Consider the following 19,754-nt stretch of genomic DNA (forward strand, 5'->3'; position numbering starts at 1 on the left):
AGAAGTAGTAGTAAGGCCGAATATATGTAAGATTTCTACCCTCTATTATTATTTTTGGGAAACTGACCATGCAATATTTGATAATAGCCTACACTTATCACACTTGAAATCAAACAGTCCATGAAGTGGTTCTCGAAGTAACCATTCACCGTTACACGATGGACATTTCCTTGCTTGTTCTGCCTTCAAGCCCTTACCGTTTGATTTTAGTAGGTAGTAGTATGTGGGTATTCCAGTAGCAACAGTTATTCGGTTACAAACGTCTCTTCCTCTTGTTGCTAAACTACTATCATGTTTCGATAGCTGAGAAATGCCAAAACGTTCCCCAGTACTACAATTCATTTGAAGAGTGTCACATGCTTTATAGTCGCTTTCCCATGTAATGATATCCACGTATTCACCATCCCTAGTTGCCGGCAATCGATACAGCGGTATACTCCCAAAACATTGACCACATCGAATAGGAGATTCAAGTGACAAATACGTCGTATATAAAATATAAAATTTTGGTTTTTCACATTTGCATATATGGTTACTATATGGCTCCGATCCCAACACTCTCCAAGAATATTCGATGCCTAACTGCTCCAATTTATTAAGCCATTTCAGGACATATGTGTTTGCTATACACTTATCTAAAGAATTCTCTTCAGGTACAAGAAGAAATGTCCGATATCTTTCTTCAACACTTACGACGGGAAATTCTCGCCCCAGAATCTGCCCATGCATCCGTAATGCGCCTAATAAAAGATCAATCACTTCCTGTACTTGCTCAGGATCCTGAGATATGATGGGTTTAAAGACACCTTCTACTACAACCATGATTAAACATCCCCCTATTTTGGGACTGTCAAAATTCATTAATAAGTATGATTTAGGTATTTCTCAGGTAAAAGCTTCATTGTCTCTGCTGAAAGAAGATTATTCAATAATAGATAATCCGTTATTCTTTGAATATATGTTCTTGCGATTCCAAAGTATTCATAGGAAAGGTCATATTCTATTATGACTCGTTCTAACTCAGAATCGATTCTTCTTATAAATAATGCCACATCAGCATATTGCTCGCCAATAAATAAACAAGTCAAATTATTAACATATGATACTAGATTATAATAACTTGAATTTCTTCTTAGCCAAGTAGGCTCAAGTTTCGTGCACAATAACCGATTAAACTCTAAAATTTCATTAATCATCTAAACACTCCGTTTTTTTAATCAGTGCCCTCTGATATCAAAATCTGCTGAATATCCACCGTCGTAGATTAGCACTATATAATATTTAGAATAAGCCTGAGAAGTATTAAGTGTATCAAACGAAATGCTACCATGTTGAAGATACTCGGTTTCTAGTCTATTACCTTTAACATGTAGAACTTGTTTTGCAACTTCATGATTTGCATCATTTTGCACAGTTCGAAAATTCATTCCATTATAATATTGTTGTATTTCACTTAGTGACAAATCAGATTTAACTAATATACATGCTAAAAAATCCATACCGTTACCATTACCATTTAATTTTCCACAGATAGTTTTTGATTCAACCAGCGTAATGGTCTGCGGTAAAGTTTTTAGCTGCTGCGCAAAAGCGAATAATCTATAATCATTGAGTAATGGAATAAAGATAAAAAGTGACACTACAAATATAAACAAAGATCCAATCATATATGTAATAAGTTTAATTAACTTTCTCATCTCGATCTCATTTCTTCAGAAACATTTATTTGAAATAGTTATACTTACCTTAAATGCCATTAAATATAGTTTTTCTCCACTTCATTACTAATGCTCAAGCCAGTCCGTTGACGTGTTAGTTGTTTAAAAAGTGCACCACAAGACTTTATCCGCTATTTGTTGGAAATTAGGTACTTTTGTAAAGTTAAATAGAATATCGCTTTTACCCGCCCCAATATACTCGTCCTTATCTGCATTATAAAATTGAATAATATCGACTTTATATACTCCATTTTCAATTTTAATTTTATATTTTGAACAGTTATCATCAGGCACTTTTTCACTTTTAAATTGAGCAGCCATAGTAAGACAGTCATAATCAACCACATATAATTCATTCTCAGTTACATTTATATAGCCTTCTGCCTTTCTATAACACTTCTGATCTATTGATTCGGATTCTGTTTTCGTCTCCACCCTCCAGGAATGTTCAATGCCTTCGTCAGTCATTTGGAATACTAATATATTTCCACTTTTCATTTCATTAGAAAAATGTTGCAGTAACATATCTAAGTTCCAATCTTCATCAACATATGCTTTATATCTTTCTGCATTAACCAACCCGATAAAATTTGTATCGCCATAATCCATGGAAAATTGCATTTTTTCAACTATCCCTTCCATTTATGTCCATCTAACTTAATCAATACGTGGTTCAAGATATTCTTTAGGGAAAACATGGGTTTAGGAATATTATTTATAAAATTCATGGAATGGAGTTTCAGGGCGTTTACTACAAAACGGACAATTTACATCTCCACATTTATGACCCACCCATTCGTTACAATTAGGACAAAACTCACAGTCATATTTTTCAAAATACACTAAAGGATAATTGCACGTTTCGCATTTTTCCTTTAAAATAACTCCGCCAATTCTCCATTTCCCACACAATATTACTTCTCTCTTTTTTCTACTCTCCCAGATTTTCATTTTATCACCGTTGGTCTACCAACATCTTTAAATTTATTTGCGTTCACTGTCATAAACGATTTCAAAATAATAGTCAAAATCGGCACGTTCTTCAACGAACCTTTTTGCCTCATCCCAATAACCCTGTTCATTTTTAGTTATACTACAATCCAATGTATGCTCCATAAGTGGCCGTGTTAGATTATTCATAACTGTAAATGAATCAATACCTAATATTCGCCACCCGAGTTGCTCGCACATTGCAATTACATCAATTGCATCAGAAGCATTGTACATATGTACCCCACCGCGAATAATCGCCTTCTTCAAAAACTTTTCTTCTACTAAATTCATAGATATGCCCCAAATCTAGCATGTACAAATTCAAGGCGTCCATCACCTTCTCTTTATTTCATTTTATTATTTATAGCCGATCGTATTTGTAACAAATGCCAAACCTCTAATAATACCAAAGTGAAATAGGCAGTAAGTATAACTTCTGGAACAACCGAGAAATAGAAATTCCATTTAATCATTTCTAAAGTATGATAATAGAGGCCCTCCAATATCCAAAAATAGAAACCAAGAAATAATAGGCCGCTTGCAATTCTTATAACCGGAAATAACTTGGGATACGAGAGGACATATTTTAGTATTACGTAGCCAATAGTTATAAAAATCATGGAGAAAATACTAATAATCAGAATACATTCCGGTAACTCTCCTATAAAGAGGATGGTAACGTTGTCAACATCACTAAATTTATCCTTAATATACGCATTAAAGTTCGGACTATAATTACGTTCAAGTGCTGCCAAGTATTCAGCTATGCCCCAAGATACTAAGCAAACAGATTTTTTGTTAATCCATTTCATAAATTAATATTCCCCTCTGCATTTGACGGGTGAAAAACAACCGCCGGCTCAGCAGTAGACACAATATCAATAACTTCCCACTCACAGCAAAAGCCAAAATGCCTTAGTTTCCCAGGCCACTCGTCAGAAGCAATGGTGTCATTCTTGATATATTCCAGATAACGTGATTTAGAATATTCACGGACTTTCCTACCTTCATATACATCATAATCACTCATAGTCGTGTATGACTCCCAACGAACGTTATAAGCAATATAAGATGGGAAGGTTATTTTAATGTATATATTATCTTTAATGATTGGTTTAAGATCATGAATAGGTACACCATTTATAACCAAGTCTTCTGTTTTCTCACTGATCTTACCGACCGTTAATTGTATAGTTAGTTCGTTCCCATCACCTTTTTGGATATTATCCAAAAACAGATATTCATATTGATTAAGTTCTTTAAATAACAAAAGTATCCCCCTTTGAATGAAGCTCTCATACCAATGCTATTTCATATATTCCGATTTGTTCACACATTAACCGCCAATCTAAAATCGTTATTTCTTTATCAAATAAATCGTTTATCATTTTAAATGGCTTAAACTCATTATTCGCTACTGCTTATTCCCTGTTTTGGGGGCTCCCCGTTTAAGAGAGTCTTCTTTTTTTATACACGCTTCTATATATTTTTTCAATATTTGCTCTAACGGCCTCATAACTCTCCTATGTAATTATCAATTACTTTCGTAAAATGAATTTACAACTCCTACCAAACTTTCATTTACGACTGCATATAATTCTGTGGATAATTGAATATATTTTTTATGCAGATCATTATTCTCAAAATATAAGTCATTCCAAGAACCCATTCCCCCAAAAACCCACGCACTATCCGCAGCGAAATAAATTCTTTTAGCCTCTAATGAATAATAGTTGTTAATAATTGTGTTATTTGCTATCTCTATATCATTTTTTCCTTTTAATATTTCGATAGCATTGTTAAAAATAGCTGCAAACTGTTCTACTTGCTGATCGTTAGCAAAGTCTCTAGTATGAACTAAAATGCTAATAAGTTTTTTGTGTAATTCCTCGAAATTGGCCTTGCCGGGTTTTTCTCTGTCGAACTTTTTAGGGTGCTTTAAATATCTTACTGACCAGATATTTTTTGTAGGATTATCTCTATCAGTAACCACCCAGCTAGCTTTCCAGTACTCTGCATATTTCTCATAGTTACAACATATCAGCCAGGTTCCCCCACCACCTACAAAAGCGGATGATATATAATCAGGAAATTTTGGATTATGCGTTGAGTAATACTTTAATTTTAATTCTAAGCACTTATTATTCTTCAGAAAACGCAGCCATTCCAAAGGATCATTAGCTATTTTCTTTTCCCGAGTAATAAAAAGCCGTTTGTAATTATTATAAAACGTCACATTATTACAGTATTGAAATCCTAAATTATCTCTAATATTAGCAATATCTTTGCCTCTGCTTATATATGCATTCCCATATGTTATCAGCGTTATTATCTGTTGCAATTCTCCCGTCAGACTAATTCCCCCTTAGTTCGGTTTCGTTTGTCGGATTCAGTCCCGTTTATTTGATCTAATCTCAAATGTAATAGTCATGATTTTCTTTGAACGGCCGCTTAATCTCCATCTGACATAGAGCAGAGAATCATTCTTGATTAACCCTATTTAATAATAGATTAATGCTTTGCAAAGTATCATTATTGGCCTCAATTTCCTTTAACGCATTTAACCATTGCATAGTATCCTCCGGCCAAAAACTTGTGTTCCATTTTTCTAAAGCTTTTATTGCCATATTCCTATTTCTTACTGACTTCGCTTGAAGTCCAACGCTTATCAGTTTGCCACCTATCCCCTCAAAACGATCTAAAGATTGTAAAATAAAATCGAGACAATCGTTGTCTTTATTATATCCAAATACGTTATTTTCTGGATTACCAATAATAGCTGTGAAATTTAAGTTTTTTTCTGCAAAATTGCAAAGTTTTATTATTCGATTATGATCTTCTGTTCTCATCATTTCTAGATAACTTCTCGCATCATTTGGTTTATCCATTAATAAGTCATATAAATTATCCCATATATCTAATTTAACTATATTGGCTGCTCTGACAGCTATATATTTTTGGTAATCATTATCCGTTTTTAACTCTTGTAAAATTAGCCCGTTCCACTTATCATCAGACAAGATCTTTTTGATTTTCTTTATGCTATCCTTAATGGTTATCTCATTCCATCCTAGAGTTAAAAGCTTTTCATACTCTTCTTGGTTTTTCTCGTCTAAGTAATCCGCAATTACACCCAAAACAATAAGATCCTCTAACCTTGCTTCTATTTGTAGGGCATGATTTACATACTTTTGTATAACTTCAGCACCATCACTATAATCGTTTATATCTGACGCTGGTCCTCCATTTATCAAAGCTTCTATAATATGCCCCGCACCCCGAAAAATTTCATAGTCAATTTGAGGCGCATTTAGAAACCTAATAAGCTCTCCATTTACAGCACAGGTATATGCTAAGTACTCATCCATAACAGCATTTTCGCAACCATAACAAATTAACCAGCGCTTAGTTTCCTCGTTTTCAGGACGCAAATGCTCGACAATATGTATTTTACCCCATCCCTTCACACACTTGGCCAGTTCCAATAGTTTTATCTCTGCATCTTGATCTTTATTTAATAATGCAACCGCAGAATACAACGTAAATTCCTCATGTTTACCTAAGACAAGCAACACGTCATCATCATCTGTATTAAACCTTCCAAGAATAGCAATGGCAAATTTCACCACGTTTCTATGGGCGCTATTAAGTGCCAGCCAACGAACTTCGCAATATAATTGATTAAGATCAATATTAAGTTTTTGCATCTCTCTCATTAGGTCATCTATTAAGGATATTGCGTCAATATTTTTCAAACAGTTATACAAATTTATTCTATTTCTTTTATTAGGTTGGTTTATTCTCTCCACAAATAACGAGATTATATTTTCAATTTGCTCATTCTTTTCACTTGGACTACCAAAATGATGTGATAATACTCCATCCATAGCCCCAACAGCCCATTTAATTTCGCCTTCTTTCTTTTTCGGCTCATCAGGCAATTCTAAATTGGGATTATTAACTTTACCATTTTCGTCTAAATTTCGTTTAATAAACTGATGTATCGGCTCATATTCTTTCCATGGTTGTTTACTAAAAATATCTAATATGTCAAACATTAAAACACTCCTTGATTTAAACCTATTAGCATTGCAAGTAAATTTAACCCATTTTACCAATATCTATCTTCTTTATAAAAAGTTACATTCCCTTTAAATAAAGACATATGCAGCTATACTTGTTCAATAATAGAGGGCGGGAAATTATCCCGCCCCACTTCTAATTAGCTATACTCTTATCCACCGGCCCTACCACCGCTGCCGCCAGCCTCTCAATCTCCCCGGCAATCACCGTCGCTTTTCGTCCCTCCATGCCAAACCGCTTGCCTGCCGCAACCTCTATTAAAATTGCCCTAAGGCAAAGCAGCTCCGCCCAAACATATCTTTCATCCACTCTTAACTTAGGCACCGTTCATACCTCCCCTTTTACCTATTTCGACTTACCCCAAGCTATCAAATCATTAACAAACCTACTGCTATCCCGAGAAAATCGGAATGTCGTATTATCTTTAAGCACTACGGCCATCATTTTATCTTGCCATTCGTCAACTGTCGAAGCACCTGCGATAAATACCCGGCTTTGCTGCTCATCCGCAGACATAACTATGATTAAGTTTGTTGATTTACTCATTTCGCGCCTCCCGGCCAACGCAATCCTTTAAAGAATCGCTAAAACCTTGACCAACAGCATTAAGAATATCCCTTACGTCCACAACATCCTCAATACGCCAGCACCTGTGGCCATCCTCGCCTGGTACCGTTCGGGTTATCGCCTTTAATTTGCGCGACGATCCCTGCCGCCCGAAATCTACTTCTTCGGCCGGTAACATTATATAAGTGGGCGTATACTTGCCATATTGCCATACTTCTATAGTACCGCCTCTATTTAAATGCTCTTTATATGTAAGCCCCGCTATCTCCAGCATGCTATCGCACATTCCATCACTAATGACCATATTATCCTCTCCCCATCCCATTATTCTATCTAAGCACCAATAGGTATATTTCCGTCAGCCATATAAGGAATAGCCTGATTATAGGCGCTGTAATGCCGAGCTAAGACATTACGGCCCTCCGGCTTGATAATCACATCCTGAGTAAAGGGTTTCCTTTCTACAAGCCCCTCGGCCCGCTGCGTAAGTGCACAATTTTGACAAACAAATACTAGCGCTGTAGGCGTACCGGTAATGACCGGCGGCCAAGGCCAGGTTACGTGTAATGTATAGCCACAATTAGGGCATTTTTGATTGGATAAATACATGCTAACACCCTCCGTCCATATTCATTTGCAATTTGGAACTCAGTACTAATAATTCAACCACAGCCCTAGCCAAAGCACCAGCAGCAGCCTGCTGTGAGTTCTCTGGGTACCGCAAACCATCGGTAATGACAAACAGCCACTTTTCTGCATCGGCTATATACCGGTTAAGGCGTTGACGCTCAAGCTCTTTCATGTCATGTTACCTTCTTTCCGGTTAGAGTCTCAATGATAAAGTGTATTCCATCAGAGAATCCATATTTATACATGGTATCAATTACAGTGCACTCAAATACCGTGGCCTGGCTACGCAAATTCTCAATCTCTACTTGTTTAACGCCTGTTTCAAGTAATTTATTTATCATCTCTTGCAATTTATCGTAAGCTTGCTTCCATTCCGGTAATTTGCTCGGTTGATATGTGTTTACTGCCCTATCTGCGCCAATCGTTACTAGTAATTCAAATATTGATATGTTGTCACGGTTTGAAGGAATATTACTAGTCATAGCATCACTCTCCTATCATTTGACTCTAATCCCGCCGCTTGATAGAATGGACTTGACGGCGGGTTTCTCTCGATTCCTTGCCCGTTTGGCCGGTGTTACTGTTAGCGCAGTATCCGGCCTTTTCATTTGCCTTTATACTTCACCCCTTTCATAATTGGGATCATTTAGCCACCAGATTATTGATTTCCTACCTGCTGACCGTTCTGACCTGTTTCGTGCCTGGCAAGAAGCTATATTAGCGGCTTGAAGTCGGTTTAATATCTCTTGCAATTGTGCTACTGAATAACGGCCCCGGATCTTTCGGCCCAGGTCACGCTGGCTCATCTCACCGGCTTCGCGTAGAATCGCAATAACCCGGGCGGTGGCCTTTTCTTCGTCAGTAGGCTTGTCCGCTTTTGGCACAGAGGAAGTAAGTAGGCGTTTGAATTCCCTGAGATCATCCCCCGTTTGGCGTTCAGTTTTCGCGATCGCAGCCATTAGGGCTTGATGCTCATCCAGGCCCATAGCCTCAGTGAAGGCTTTACCTGTGAGTATATTCTCTTTAAGTATGTCGGCTGTGGTGCCTGGTGGCGGTAGTTGCTTTTCTCCGGCCTGGTCTTTGGCCCGGAAGTAGCTTTTGACTAACATGCGTTGGACTTTCCAGGCTAGATCGTCGTGAAAGGATTTGGCCAGCATTAAGTAGCCTGATTCAGTGATTAGAATGAGTCCCCTATTCGGAATCTCAAAAGTACGAATTTCGTCCCTTTGATTTGCTTTGATATAAAAGTAATCTTCATTCTCAATAAAATGATACTTATTCTCTGTGAAATTACGCTTAGCCGTCCCTTCAGGCCTTTGGTGCACTGTGTCAATATCTCGGAAAGTTACGACTCGATGCCCCCTGTATTCCTTAACTGATATATTAGAAACGCCTTGCCCTACAGGCACTAAATTAACAACCTCCCGATTACACCTTTTCATATGATCCCTCCCGATTATCCACAAAGGTTATTTTCATTATTTTGTGGTTATTATATATCTCCAGGAGTTATTTGTCAATAACTTTATTCGTTATTTTTTAACTTCTAATTGTCTTTATTAATGTATAGTGCTAAACTTTTAACTATAGACGATATTCACTGGAGGTAACTACGAGTGATACATTTTAAAATTGCTGAATTAATGGGACGTCACCGTCTAACCAAAAAAGCTTTAGCTGATATTACAGGAATAAGACCTAATACAATCTCAGCTTTGTGGTATGGATCAGCAAAACGACTTGAAATTGAACACATTGACAAGCTCTGCGCTGCCCTCAACTGCCAGCCGGGGGATTTGCTGGAATACATATCAAACGACAAAGAGGATAATTAGTCTACAGTAAACTAAAAGATTGAACAAATAGCTGCCCCCTCTTACGATACCGATCGTCATAACGAAGGAAGCGAGTATTATGCCGCTTGATCATTATGTATCCCAGGTTCATCTTAAAAACTTCTACTCACCGAAGCTCAAAACACTAATGTATGCTATTCGAAAAAGCGACCTAAAGTTGTTCACCCCCGATGCTTACTCTGTTTGCAGAATTGAAGATGGAAGTACAAATTCGTATTTAAACGAAGAACGAGCAATCGAGGAATTCCTTAAAGAAATTGAACCTAAGTATAATAGTGCTCTCAAAAAGCTAAAAGCTAATAACATTGATCTAGAATGCATATACGTAATTGCTGGATTTATTGCATACATTCTCACGTGTTCACCAGCGGGTATGCGACTGCAGTCAAGACCAATCAAGGAAGCAGTTGAATGCGCTAGTCGAATAATAGACTCCAAAGGGTTATATCCAGCGCCACCGCCTGAACTTGGTGGCCAAAGCCTAACAGAGTTGTTAAACAGCGAAAAAATAACTGTAGAAATCGACCCAAAATATCCACAGGCTATTGGTATTACTTCAATACTCTCTCTCACAGCTATATTGGGAAATTCTACATGGGACATACTTATTAATCCCTACGACGATACCCCTTTCTTCACAAGTGACTATCCTGTCACAATTGAAACTACTAATAATCTTTGTGTATTAAATAAAATCATCCCGCTTTCCCCAAGTCTTGCAGTCAGAATACACCCCGTTCTCTCACCTGAGAAATATCAGACAGACTTTTCTTTTTCGAACTTTCATTACGCCATACGAAAAATTAGTCGCGCAGAAGTAATAAATATCAATAGACTTATCGTACGTTGTGCTGAAAGCACCGTATTCTTCCGTGATAACTATGAGTGGATTCCTAGATTCGTGAAGAAAAATTCTCGTTTCCGCCTTGAGCTAACAACGCATCGGATACCATCCGGAGAAAGAACATTTCTTTGGTTCACACAAGAAATAGTTGAAACCTAACACAGTTAAGTATCCTATTTAGATAGAATGTGACCTCCAGTTGTTGCATAAATGTCTGCAACAACCTGTGGAAATTCTTAAATAGATCTTAAAGGTGGTGATACCGTGGAACGAGTTGAACCTATCCAAGCAATAAGAAAAATTCTACCTGTTCGCAAAGCAATGCCGGATTACTTTGATTTTGAAACACAGTATCAATTGCGACAGAAACGGCAGTTAGTTGCCAAAAATTCCATAAAAAAAAAGACTCCAGGCCGGAGCCCAATAAGCAGCAGCCTGCTATCATGGACGGCGTTGGAGATCATATTGATTTTAAGGCTTAAGATTAGGTAGGTGTAATTATGCGGGAATTATTATATAAAGTATGGAAAGACCCTGTATGGTCCAAAGTTATTTCTGTTGGAATAGTGGCATCAATAACCCTTGTGTTTGTCTCTGTGCGTGATTTTTTATGGTACTATTGGCACTATCCCGTAATCGTACTTCTATTTTGCATCATCATTTGGCAAACATATTTGTTAAAACAAATACCTGGTACGTTTAATAAAGCAACCGACCCTAAATTAGAAAAAGCATATACTTCCGTGCAAGACGCAGAAACAGAATCTATTGAGCACAATAAACTGAGCACTAATAACAAAAAAGACAATCGTCAAATACTATTAATAAGTCAACTATCTATTACATTAAATATCCACAACGAGATTATTGGCTCTAGAACATATTTTAGATATGAACATATAGATTGTAACCCCCGTTGGCTGGATCTTGTTGAGAATATTGACCTTACTCCAGACGAATTAACTGCTATAAATGAGTGGTTTTTTAATCTTACATATTTACAGTCAAATTACAAGAGCAATAAATATTTTAAAGTAGAGGACAATGGTAATATGAAATACGTCTATGAACTCAATCGACTAAGCGATCAAATAAAAAAAATCATAGAGAACTATTAAACTCACTATTATTGCGCCCTTCCTACCCCCGACCACATACTTATTATTAGCCAGCCCCGCGGCTCGGTCGCCATTGCGCTTAAAATATAACCCCCAGGGATACTGAGACTACACACATTCCTGGGGTTCTACTAGTGAAAGGAAATAATATGATTACCTGCAATGAAATCGAAACCAAGTTCCGTGAGCTTGGATTGCAAAAAGGCATGTATATTGAAGTCCATAGTTCTCTCAGCAGTTTTAGTAAAGTCGATGGTGGTGCCGAAACGGTAATTTCCGCATTGAAGAATATCATTACACCGGAAGGCGCAATGATTATGCCTTCATTTCCCATGTCAAAACCATTTGAACTCACAGAAGATGATAAGCAAAGAGGTTTAACCTGCAAAATAAAAATATTAGATCCCAATTCTAGTGAAAGAACCGGCATGGGGATTATTTCAGATACGTTTCGGCAAATGCCTGATGTATTAACCGGCGAAGGAATGTATAGAGTGTCGGCCTGGGGTGCGGAACAGGATAAGAATAGCGAAGGATTATCAAATCTACACATTAAAGATGGATATGGCTTATTATTAGGCGTCGATATATATAAGCTCACTAGCATGCATTATGTTGAAGATAATCTTCCATCAGAAATCAAAGACATTTTTAGGCCGACAGCTGAAGTTCAACGCTATTATCCTAAAGAGCAATGGTATATAGAAACAGGAAAACCTCCCGAAATGGCCTGGTATAAAATACAAGATCAGGCATATGCCAGAGGCCATATAAAAAATATCACTATCGGAAAAGCAAAGTGTATGTTTTTGAAAGTTAATAATGTAATAAATCTTTATAAAGATGCATTGGCAAGCGATGCTTTAGGTTTATATGGAATTAAGAAAAGTTCTCGGCATTAGCCCAATGTCATTAAGTTAAGAAAGATATAATAAAAATTCTCTGTTGTGTTGTTTAACTAATAAAATTCTAAAACAGCACCATAACCTACTTTTCCACAAGCTTTCGATAAACCGCCCTTGCATTACTATTATTGTGAATTATAAGGTTTTAATAAGTTTCCTTACCATTCGTTCATGCAAATTGTCCACTTTTGTCCACTTTTTCAATTTGTAGACAATGTGGACAAGGTAAAAAATACCACCAGTCGTTAGACTAGCTTTACTTTACCGGATATATCAAGTTCAAGAGTGGTTAGTTCTGGTTAATAAAAAACCACTACTTTGCACAACTTTTGCGCCCTATTTTTGTATACCTTTTGCACCCTTTTTGAATACTATTGCACCCTTCACCTAACCCCTAAAAATGGCCTACCATCAGGCTTTTACCCTTATCAATCAGGGAAAAAGATGCATCCTTGCCGTTTTTGTATTCAAAGTCTACATCCAGGATGCACCCTAAATGCATTTTTGTGTACACACACTCCCCTTAGATAGCTGTTACTTATTAAGTACCTTTGCCAAGTAATTAAGGTTACTCCGAGCCGATTACCACATTCTTTAACTTCCCGCGCCCGGCTGCTGCATACTTATTACCAACCGGCCCGCCCCTTGCCGCCGCGATTGCCGGCGGCATTACTATTACTTTTAGGGCACTTATATACCAAAATATAATCCCGCAGATAGAATCTCAAGCCCCCTTTGATGTGACCGATATTTAAACTCCAAACGGTACCATTTTCCCCTTGCCTGCCCCGCCCCGGGCGGGATATAGTCCACAGGAAAGGGCCGGCGAGGATTTAAGCCAATTATTGCCTAGCTTGATCGCATGGAAGCAGGCCAGCAGCAACATAAAGCAGTTAAGTAGTGATACCCCGGCTATTGCGCCGGTTATTTTTTGTCTCTTTGCTTTTCCCGTTACTATTCAATGTGAGGTTTTATAAGGTGTAAATGATATTATAAAAGTGTACCACTTCAGCTGATTTTGATATTGAATTAGTTTACCACCTATCATAAAAAACCTGTAAAATATTATCAAATGTTTTGCAGGGAGGAACTGAAAGGTGTGATTATTGAAGTGGATATCTATTCAGCAATTCGTACCCGTTATTTAGATGGTAAATCCATACGTTCAATCGCAAAAGACCTTAGCATATCAAGACAAACCGTTAAAAAATACTGTGAAGGTGCCACTCATCCAGAAGTGCGAAAAGATTACCATAGAGATTCAGATGTCATTACCAATGAAATTAAAGCCTTTATTCTTGGCTGTTTTAAAGAAGACGATGATGAACACCTGAAAAAGCAAAAGCATACTGCCAAGAAGATTTATGATCGCTTGGTCGCCGAAAAGAATTTTATAGGCTCATATTCCACAATACGTACAACAGTTAGAAATCTTAGAGCTGAAAGAACTGTTCCGCCGCAAAGCAGTGTCCCCCTTTCATATGCCCCCGGCGAGGCCATTCAAATTGATTGGGGTGAAGCAACTGTATACATAGACGGTCAAAAGACCAAGCTATATACCTTCTGCGGGCGATTATGCTATAGCTGTGATATGTTTGTCCAAGTTTACAAGGCCGCCAATGAAGAAACCTTTTTAGAAGCCCAACAAATAATGTTTGATTTCTTTGGTGGTACGCCAAGGCGTTTAATCTTTGATAACGCGAAGGTTGCCGTCAAAGAAGGGTTTGGTATTCACGCAAAACCGCAGGACAAATATTTTTCTTTTAGCGCCCATTATGCAATTTCCTTAGATTTTTGCAATCCGGCTAGCGGTAATGAAAAAAGTCTTGTAGAAAATCTGGTTGGTTATTCCAGAAGGAACTTCCTTGTACCGGTTCCCAGAATCAATAATATTGCGGAACTCAATCGTAAACTTTGGAGTGATTGCATTAATTATCGCGAGAAACATAAAGTAGCTCATCGTGAACATTCTGTTAAGCTCATGTACCAGGAAGAAAGCGGATTTTTAAACAATATTCCGAAGTATCGTTTTGATACAAGCAAAACTGCCATGGTCAAGGTAGATGATTTTTCTACCGTTCGTTATGAAAAAAACAACTATTCAGTCCCCACAAAATATCTGAGGAAAGATGTTACTGTAAAAGGATACGCAAATAACATTTGTATACTATATGAAGGATCAGTGATTGCCACTTACTCCCGCCAATATAGCTCTGGGAATACTCAATATCGACTAGAACATTACATTGATCTGCTGGAGCGAAAGCCTCGCTCTGTGTCTAATGCCAGGCCGGTCAAAGAGACGCTTACCAAGGAACTGCTGGACTGGGGAAATCAGTTACCTGGTGGAAATAAGGAGATGGTCAAACTACTTCGCTTATGTGTCGATTATGGGGAAGAACAAATTCTTACCATTAAGCGCCTTTTTCCAGGCTATGTTGTTCCTACAGTTGACATGGTCAGAACTTATTTGAATAAACCCATTAAATCTTCCGTCATATATTTTAAAAATGAAATTGAAATTATCAAAACTGATTTAAGAAAATATGATGAAAAATACGGGGTAGTCAACCAATGATTAATACAAACAGTCAAATGATTGAACTGTATACAAAGCAGTTACGGTTACCTACCTTTAATCATTACATAGATGTCGTACGACAGTTAGGAAGCAATAAAAGCTATGAGGAATTTCTTCTCTCCCTGATGAAGCTGGAGCTTGATTCCCGCATGCAAAGTAGTCAGAAGCGCAAGATTAGAGCCGCAAACTTTCCCTATATGAAAACTATTGATGAACTTGATTGCAGTCGTTTTGAGCACCTTACCGAAGCTTTTATTCATGAGCTTGCAAGTTGTGATTTCGTCGGCAAACGGCAGAACATCGTGATGATTGGAAACCCAGGTACTGGAAAAACCCATCTTAGTATTGCTATTGGTGTCAAAGCTTGCATGCAGGGAATGAATGTGAAGTTCTATACGGCAGCAAACCTTTCCAACGAACTCATTGAAGCTCAAGAATACAAGAAGCTTATCAAAATAGAGAAGCAGCTGTCAAAGACTGACCTACTGATTATTGATGAGCTTAGTTACCTTACCTTTAATCGCCATCAGTCAGAATTATTATTCAAAGTCATTGCTGACAGAGCCGAACGACGCAGCGTTATCGTATCAACAAATTTAAAGTTCTCAGATTGGATTACGATGTTTGAAAATACAACGATGGTGACGGCCTTAATTGACCGTTTGATATTTAGATCTCATGTATTAAACATGAACTCTGAGCATCCTTACCGAGCAGAGCATTCTAACCAAGATGGCAACAATTAAATACAGGGGAAATGCTGCTTAATCAGTATTTCCCTATATTTAGGGGCTAAGTGGTAAACTTTTTCACTGTCAAAATTACATAGATGGTAAACTTTTTCATTATCACTACTGGTAAACTAATTCAGTATCAAGTGGTAAAGAAATTCATTGACATTCACATATAAGGTTCTCGCGTTACTATTCAAAGCCCCACAAGCCAGTATTTATAAGGCTTTATAGCACATGCACACAAAGGTTATACGATAAAAAAAGTGTGCGGCAACCTGAAGTACAATGTGAGGTTTTGTCAGGTCCGCGTTACCATTCACGTACCTGTTTTCGTAATCATGTCACCTGCAGATGCATTTTCCGAACGCCAAACTCTTTTAAGGTCGGTACCGTGGGAACAATATGAAGATATCCAAGAAGGATTTAGACAGCTCCGTAACCTTCATCTAGCCTATAAAACGAGTATTACCGGTGCGAGGAGCGCTGCCTGATTACTTCGACTTAGAGCTACAGTATCAGCTAAGGCAGAAACGGCAGCTGAGATCCAAAAATCCATAAAAAAAGACTCCAAGCCGGATCCCGATAGAGAGCGTACTATCGAGGACGGCGTTGGAGATTCTGTTGATTATAAGGTTTAGGCCCTGGCAGTTGCCTGGGTTTTCTTTTTACGTTTTGATTTCTTCGTAAGAGCCTTAAATTAAATTATTAGCTTAGAGAGCTGGTGATGAGAATACTGGGGTTTTTGATAGGAAAAATTCAACATGTTCCAATTTGAATAATCTAAGTTAATGTCCGGATAAAAGTTCTGAAAAATGTATTTTATAAATCTACTAAAACAAATTGGTTTATCTATACAAGCTCTTGTCTCATGATGTTGTGTATGCATATGAGTCAATGGGTGAAAATCGCTTTCAGATTCCGGATCAAAATCTATCCTAATTGGACTTCTCATCCTTAATTTTTTTGTCCAATTTGGATCAGTTAAAAAGTCCTCATATTTATTCTGCGGCGTAAAATCTCCTGTAAGGCTATCAGTACTGAAATAAGGAGCCGGCCACCATAAATGGCTATGATTTATTAATAAATTATCTAGGAAGGTCAAAGAAGACCTTATAATTGAACCATCAAATAAAATACAGTGAAAAGCTCCCGTATTAAGAATGTGGTCATACTGATCTAAAGAAGTAAACGACGCTCCACAATTTGCTCTACTTGATAAATGATTATTCCAAGTTATTACTTGATCATAATTTATCATTTGAGGCTTTACCTCGTTATAGTAATAAACTAAGTTCAGTTCATACAATAAAATCATTAAATTATTCATTGTATCCACTGCATTTTGAACGTTCTTATTGAAGTTACATGTCTTTTTATTCGTCTTCATAATCACTTCTCGATTTGTTTATTACTCTTAATAAAGATTCTATTTCTGGAATTAACTCAGTATCAATTTCTCCTTTTTCGAAACTCTCAATTAACTGTTTTACACTATTTTGTGCATAGCTTAGCTTTTTTACTTCCTCTTGGGTTCTCTCGCGATTAATTCTTCGAATTGATTCTAACTCTTTTCTAGTTGGAAACTTAAAATCTAAGGTATATTCGTGGTCAACACATTTTCTTATTTCTTCCGCAATTAAGTCCATTCCTTCTCCAACACCACAAATTCTTACCCAACCTCTTGATCTAGTTATTGCAGTGAAAAGAGTATTTCTTAGCTTAATTAACTCGTAACCATCAGCACAGTAATTAGCGTTTAAGATATATACCATAGGGGCTTCATTCCCTTTGGCACGAAATATACTCGAACAAGATACAAAGTCTACTAACCTAAAAGTATCTTTATCAGTATCCACTCCAGCTAATATTGAATTAATACCAAGACTCTTTAAAAATTTCCGAAATTCAATATAATGCTTGGTAGATCGGTATGCATCAGGAAAAATTACTAATATATCATCAGGATCAAGTTCATTTTCATCAATATTTTTTTTAATTTGATCTGCAGCCCATTTATATTGCTCATCTATTTTATCAAAACGTTTGTACTGAATACTTTCTTGTGGTGTCAGTAATTGAGTAAAATATTCAGGTGTTGATTCCGCTTTCCGCTTTAATACAACCTGACTTCCGTATTTTAATTGCCCACTGCAACGCTGATATCCTATATCTTCCCATAAACTTAATTCATCAAACATTTGAATTTTTCCCTTACCTCTATAAAGGCCAAATCCCAATGCATGCGCAATTGATAATGTCCATGGTGGATTTCTATAGCATATTGGTAAAATTATATCTTGCTGTGCTTCGTTAAGCTTATTTTCCAAGGTTATATTTAGATTATCCTCTGTATCTTTCCCAAACATTTCCTCAAGTGAAGGCATAGCAATTTCACTTAAATTTTGAAGTTCATCATACGCCCAAGTAATTCTTTTTGGCTTCTGCGTCAGATAATATACAACTCTAAAAAACGAACTGGGTAGATCTTGAGCTTCATCAATTAAAACTGCATCGAATTTCGGTATATAATTTTTCCCAAAATAGGGAATTAGTTCTTCACATATACCTTTAAAGGCATTTATTCTACCATATTTATTTTTAGCATTTTCGAAGTTTAATGGTGTTAAATCTAATGACCGAGCAGCTATTGAATATATACCTTCTTCAGAATTTGTACCCCAGGCATGAACGACATGCACCTTTTCCCAATCTGGTTCTTGACCTGAAAATTCAAAAGAGAACTGTCGTATTAAGTCTTTAATTTGTTGAGATAGTGACCGAGTATAAAATGTTATGGCAATATCCCAATCTGGATATTGTGAATGTAAATAGGCAGCTTTCAATGCTAAAACTATTGTTTTACCAGAGCCAGCTAATCCTCTTATTCTTTGCGGTCCTTCAGGAAGTTCTAAAGCAGCTTTTTTTTGCCATCTATCTAAGTTAGCTATTTCTTTCTCAATTTTTTTAATCTTGCCACCAAACGATAATTCATTTTGAATATTTTGGCGCTTTTTCCGGGGTTTTATATTAGTAACTCTTTGAAGAGCTTCGCATAACCTTTTATAAATCTCTATACTAAAACTAGGATCTTCTACTAAAATTTCTTCTATTAAATCGTCTGAAATAAGCGTGTACTCTTCGGAAAGATCTGGGTAGTTATCATCAGGAAAAACAGATACAACTTGCGGCGTAAATGCAAGATCTCTCTTTCGTTTAAGTGACATATATTTTTTAAAATTATAATCAAGATGGTAATACAATGAATCCTGTTCTTCTTTTATTGAATCGGGATCGTGTATGTCTTCAGGAAAAATAAAAGCAATTAATCCACACTTCTGACTTACTAATAAAGCGTCAATTGTTACTTTCGATTCGGAATTAGCTGACAATGGGTAACCTAAATATAAAGTACCGACATCATCATTATTATTAAAGTATTTGGTAATATTTTCAACAAGAATATTAGTTGGTGGTATTTTATTAACTTTGCCTCTTACCACATCAAAATTCATTAAAAAGCAACCTCCAATATCAAAATATTATTTATCAATATTCTGTGTCTTACAATTGTTAATTCTCTATTTTAGTCTTCTCCAAACCACAAATAAATCTTATTTAATTAATTTCAGGTGAGGTGCTTTTGTTCTCGCAAAGCTTGGATTTAAAAAACCCTTTTCAAGATTGCAAATGTCTTCAATTTCATCCGGTGGTAATTTCAATTGATC

25 protein-coding genes are annotated in these 19,754 nt (G+C 36.8%); 7 read left to right on the plus strand and 18 right to left on the minus strand.

The features are described from left to right. Positions 1 to 48: 48 nt before the first annotated feature. The 16 genes from AC1ECB_RS23360 to AC1ECB_RS23435 all read right to left on the minus strand — a co-directional run bounded on the left by AC1ECB_RS23360 (position 49) and on the right by AC1ECB_RS23435 (position 9,433). A complete protein-coding gene (locus tag AC1ECB_RS23360; protein ID WP_485666041.1) occupies positions 49 to 822 on the minus strand; it encodes a Zn-ribbon-containing protein in 774 nt (257 codons plus the stop codon). 38 nt (positions 823 to 860) lie between these two features. Then, positions 861 to 1,196: a hypothetical protein gene (locus tag AC1ECB_RS23365; RefSeq protein WP_485666042.1), complete on the minus strand. Its 336-nt coding sequence runs from the start codon at positions 1,194 to 1,196 to the stop codon at positions 861 to 863. Between the two features lie 21 nt (positions 1,197 to 1,217). After that, complete coding sequence (locus AC1ECB_RS23370; RefSeq protein WP_485666043.1) at positions 1,218 to 1,697, minus strand: hypothetical protein; 480 nt, start codon at positions 1,695 to 1,697, stop codon at positions 1,218 to 1,220. Between the two features lie 123 nt (positions 1,698 to 1,820). Beyond that, a complete protein-coding gene (locus AC1ECB_RS23375; RefSeq protein ID WP_485666044.1) occupies positions 1,821 to 2,360 on the minus strand; it encodes a hypothetical protein in 540 nt (179 codons plus the stop codon). A 342-nt stretch (positions 2,361 to 2,702) separates the two neighbouring features. Continuing rightward, a complete protein-coding gene (locus AC1ECB_RS23380; protein WP_485666045.1) occupies positions 2,703 to 3,002 on the minus strand; it encodes a hypothetical protein in 300 nt (99 codons plus the stop codon). Positions 3,003 to 3,055: 53 nt separating this feature from the next. After that, entirely contained in the window at positions 3,056 to 3,523 is a 468-nt protein-coding gene (locus AC1ECB_RS23385) for a hypothetical protein (RefSeq protein WP_485666046.1), read from the minus strand. Next, entirely contained in the window at positions 3,520 to 3,981 is a 462-nt protein-coding gene (locus AC1ECB_RS23390) for a hypothetical protein (protein WP_485666047.1), read from the minus strand. Before AC1ECB_RS23390 ends, AC1ECB_RS23385 begins: the two co-directional genes overlap by 4 nt. 264 nt (positions 3,982 to 4,245) lie before the next feature. Beyond that, positions 4,246 to 5,052 (minus strand): hypothetical protein, encoded by an 807-nt coding sequence (locus AC1ECB_RS23395; protein ID WP_485666048.1) that lies wholly within the window; start codon positions 5,050 to 5,052, stop codon positions 4,246 to 4,248. A gap of 139 nt (positions 5,053 to 5,191) precedes the next feature. Next, the gene (locus tag AC1ECB_RS23400; protein WP_485666049.1) at positions 5,192 to 6,769 is read right to left on the minus strand and encodes a hypothetical protein; all 1,578 of its coding nucleotides are present in this window, start codon (positions 6,767 to 6,769) and stop codon (positions 5,192 to 5,194) included. Positions 6,770 to 6,929: 160 nt separating this feature from the next. Then, positions 6,930 to 7,118 (minus strand): hypothetical protein, encoded by a 189-nt coding sequence (locus AC1ECB_RS23405; protein ID WP_485666050.1) that lies wholly within the window; start codon positions 7,116 to 7,118, stop codon positions 6,930 to 6,932. Positions 7,119 to 7,139: 21 nt separating this feature from the next. Further along, positions 7,140 to 7,340 (minus strand): hypothetical protein, encoded by a 201-nt coding sequence (locus AC1ECB_RS23410; protein ID WP_485666051.1) that lies wholly within the window; start codon positions 7,338 to 7,340, stop codon positions 7,140 to 7,142. Beyond that, on the minus strand, positions 7,333 to 7,665 hold the full coding sequence (locus AC1ECB_RS23415; protein WP_485666052.1) for a hypothetical protein: 333 nt from the start codon (positions 7,663 to 7,665) through the stop codon (positions 7,333 to 7,335). The genes AC1ECB_RS23410 and AC1ECB_RS23415 overlap by 8 nt, the downstream gene beginning before the upstream one ends. A 29-nt stretch (positions 7,666 to 7,694) precedes the next feature. Further along, positions 7,695 to 7,970, minus strand: coding sequence for a hypothetical protein (locus AC1ECB_RS23420; RefSeq protein WP_485666053.1), 276 nt, complete (start codon positions 7,968 to 7,970; stop codon positions 7,695 to 7,697). A 1-nt stretch (position 7,971) separates the two neighbouring features. Further along, positions 7,972 to 8,163, minus strand: coding sequence for a hypothetical protein (locus tag AC1ECB_RS23425; protein WP_485666054.1), 192 nt, complete (start codon positions 8,161 to 8,163; stop codon positions 7,972 to 7,974). Position 8,164: 1 nt separating this feature from the next. Continuing rightward, the gene (locus AC1ECB_RS23430) at positions 8,165 to 8,473 is read right to left on the minus strand and encodes a hypothetical protein (RefSeq protein WP_485666055.1); all 309 of its coding nucleotides are present in this window, start codon (positions 8,471 to 8,473) and stop codon (positions 8,165 to 8,167) included. Positions 8,474 to 8,605: 132 nt separating this feature from the next. Next, entirely contained in the window at positions 8,606 to 9,433 is an 828-nt protein-coding gene (locus AC1ECB_RS23435) for an ORF6N domain-containing protein (protein ID WP_485666056.1), read from the minus strand. Between the two features lie 174 nt (positions 9,434 to 9,607). On the opposite strand from AC1ECB_RS23435, the gene AC1ECB_RS23440 reads away from it, so the two are divergent. The 7 genes from AC1ECB_RS23440 to istB all read left to right on the plus strand — a co-directional run bounded on the left by AC1ECB_RS23440 (position 9,608) and on the right by istB (position 16,041). Next, complete coding sequence (locus AC1ECB_RS23440; RefSeq protein ID WP_485666057.1) at positions 9,608 to 9,826, plus strand: helix-turn-helix domain-containing protein; 219 nt, start codon at positions 9,608 to 9,610, stop codon at positions 9,824 to 9,826. A gap of 79 nt (positions 9,827 to 9,905) precedes the next feature. Continuing rightward, positions 9,906 to 10,850, plus strand: a complete 945-nt coding sequence (locus AC1ECB_RS23445; RefSeq protein ID WP_485666058.1) for a DUF4238 domain-containing protein — start codon at positions 9,906 to 9,908, stop codon at positions 10,848 to 10,850. Between the two features lie 105 nt (positions 10,851 to 10,955). Next, on the plus strand, positions 10,956 to 11,183 hold the full coding sequence (locus AC1ECB_RS23450) for a hypothetical protein (protein ID WP_485666059.1): 228 nt from the start codon (positions 10,956 to 10,958) through the stop codon (positions 11,181 to 11,183). A gap of 8 nt (positions 11,184 to 11,191) precedes the next feature. After that, positions 11,192 to 11,809 (plus strand): hypothetical protein, encoded by a 618-nt coding sequence (locus AC1ECB_RS23455; RefSeq protein WP_485666060.1) that lies wholly within the window; start codon positions 11,192 to 11,194, stop codon positions 11,807 to 11,809. 134 nt (positions 11,810 to 11,943) lie between these two features. Further along, complete coding sequence (locus AC1ECB_RS23460; protein WP_485666061.1) at positions 11,944 to 12,711, plus strand: AAC(3) family N-acetyltransferase; 768 nt, start codon at positions 11,944 to 11,946, stop codon at positions 12,709 to 12,711. A gap of 1,102 nt (positions 12,712 to 13,813) precedes the next feature. Further along, on the plus strand, positions 13,814 to 15,292 hold the full coding sequence (gene istA, locus AC1ECB_RS23465; RefSeq protein WP_485666062.1) for an IS21 family transposase: 1,479 nt from the start codon (positions 13,814 to 13,816) through the stop codon (positions 15,290 to 15,292). Then, complete coding sequence (gene istB, locus AC1ECB_RS23470; RefSeq protein WP_485666063.1) at positions 15,289 to 16,041, plus strand: IS21-like element helper ATPase IstB; 753 nt, start codon at positions 15,289 to 15,291, stop codon at positions 16,039 to 16,041. The genes istA and istB overlap by 4 nt, the downstream gene beginning before the upstream one ends. A 685-nt stretch (positions 16,042 to 16,726) precedes the next feature. Here the strand turns inward: istB and AC1ECB_RS23475 are convergent. Next, on the minus strand, positions 16,727 to 17,356 hold the full coding sequence (locus tag AC1ECB_RS23475; protein ID WP_485666064.1) for a DUF2290 domain-containing protein: 630 nt from the start codon (positions 17,354 to 17,356) through the stop codon (positions 16,727 to 16,729). 46 nt (positions 17,357 to 17,402) lie between these two features. After that, a complete protein-coding gene (locus AC1ECB_RS23480) occupies positions 17,403 to 19,541 on the minus strand; it encodes a DEAD/DEAH box helicase (RefSeq protein WP_485666065.1) in 2,139 nt (712 codons plus the stop codon). Positions 19,542 to 19,754 lie beyond the last annotated feature (213 nt).

This window comes from Sporomusa sp. 246TCP1 (assembly GCF_057319775.1).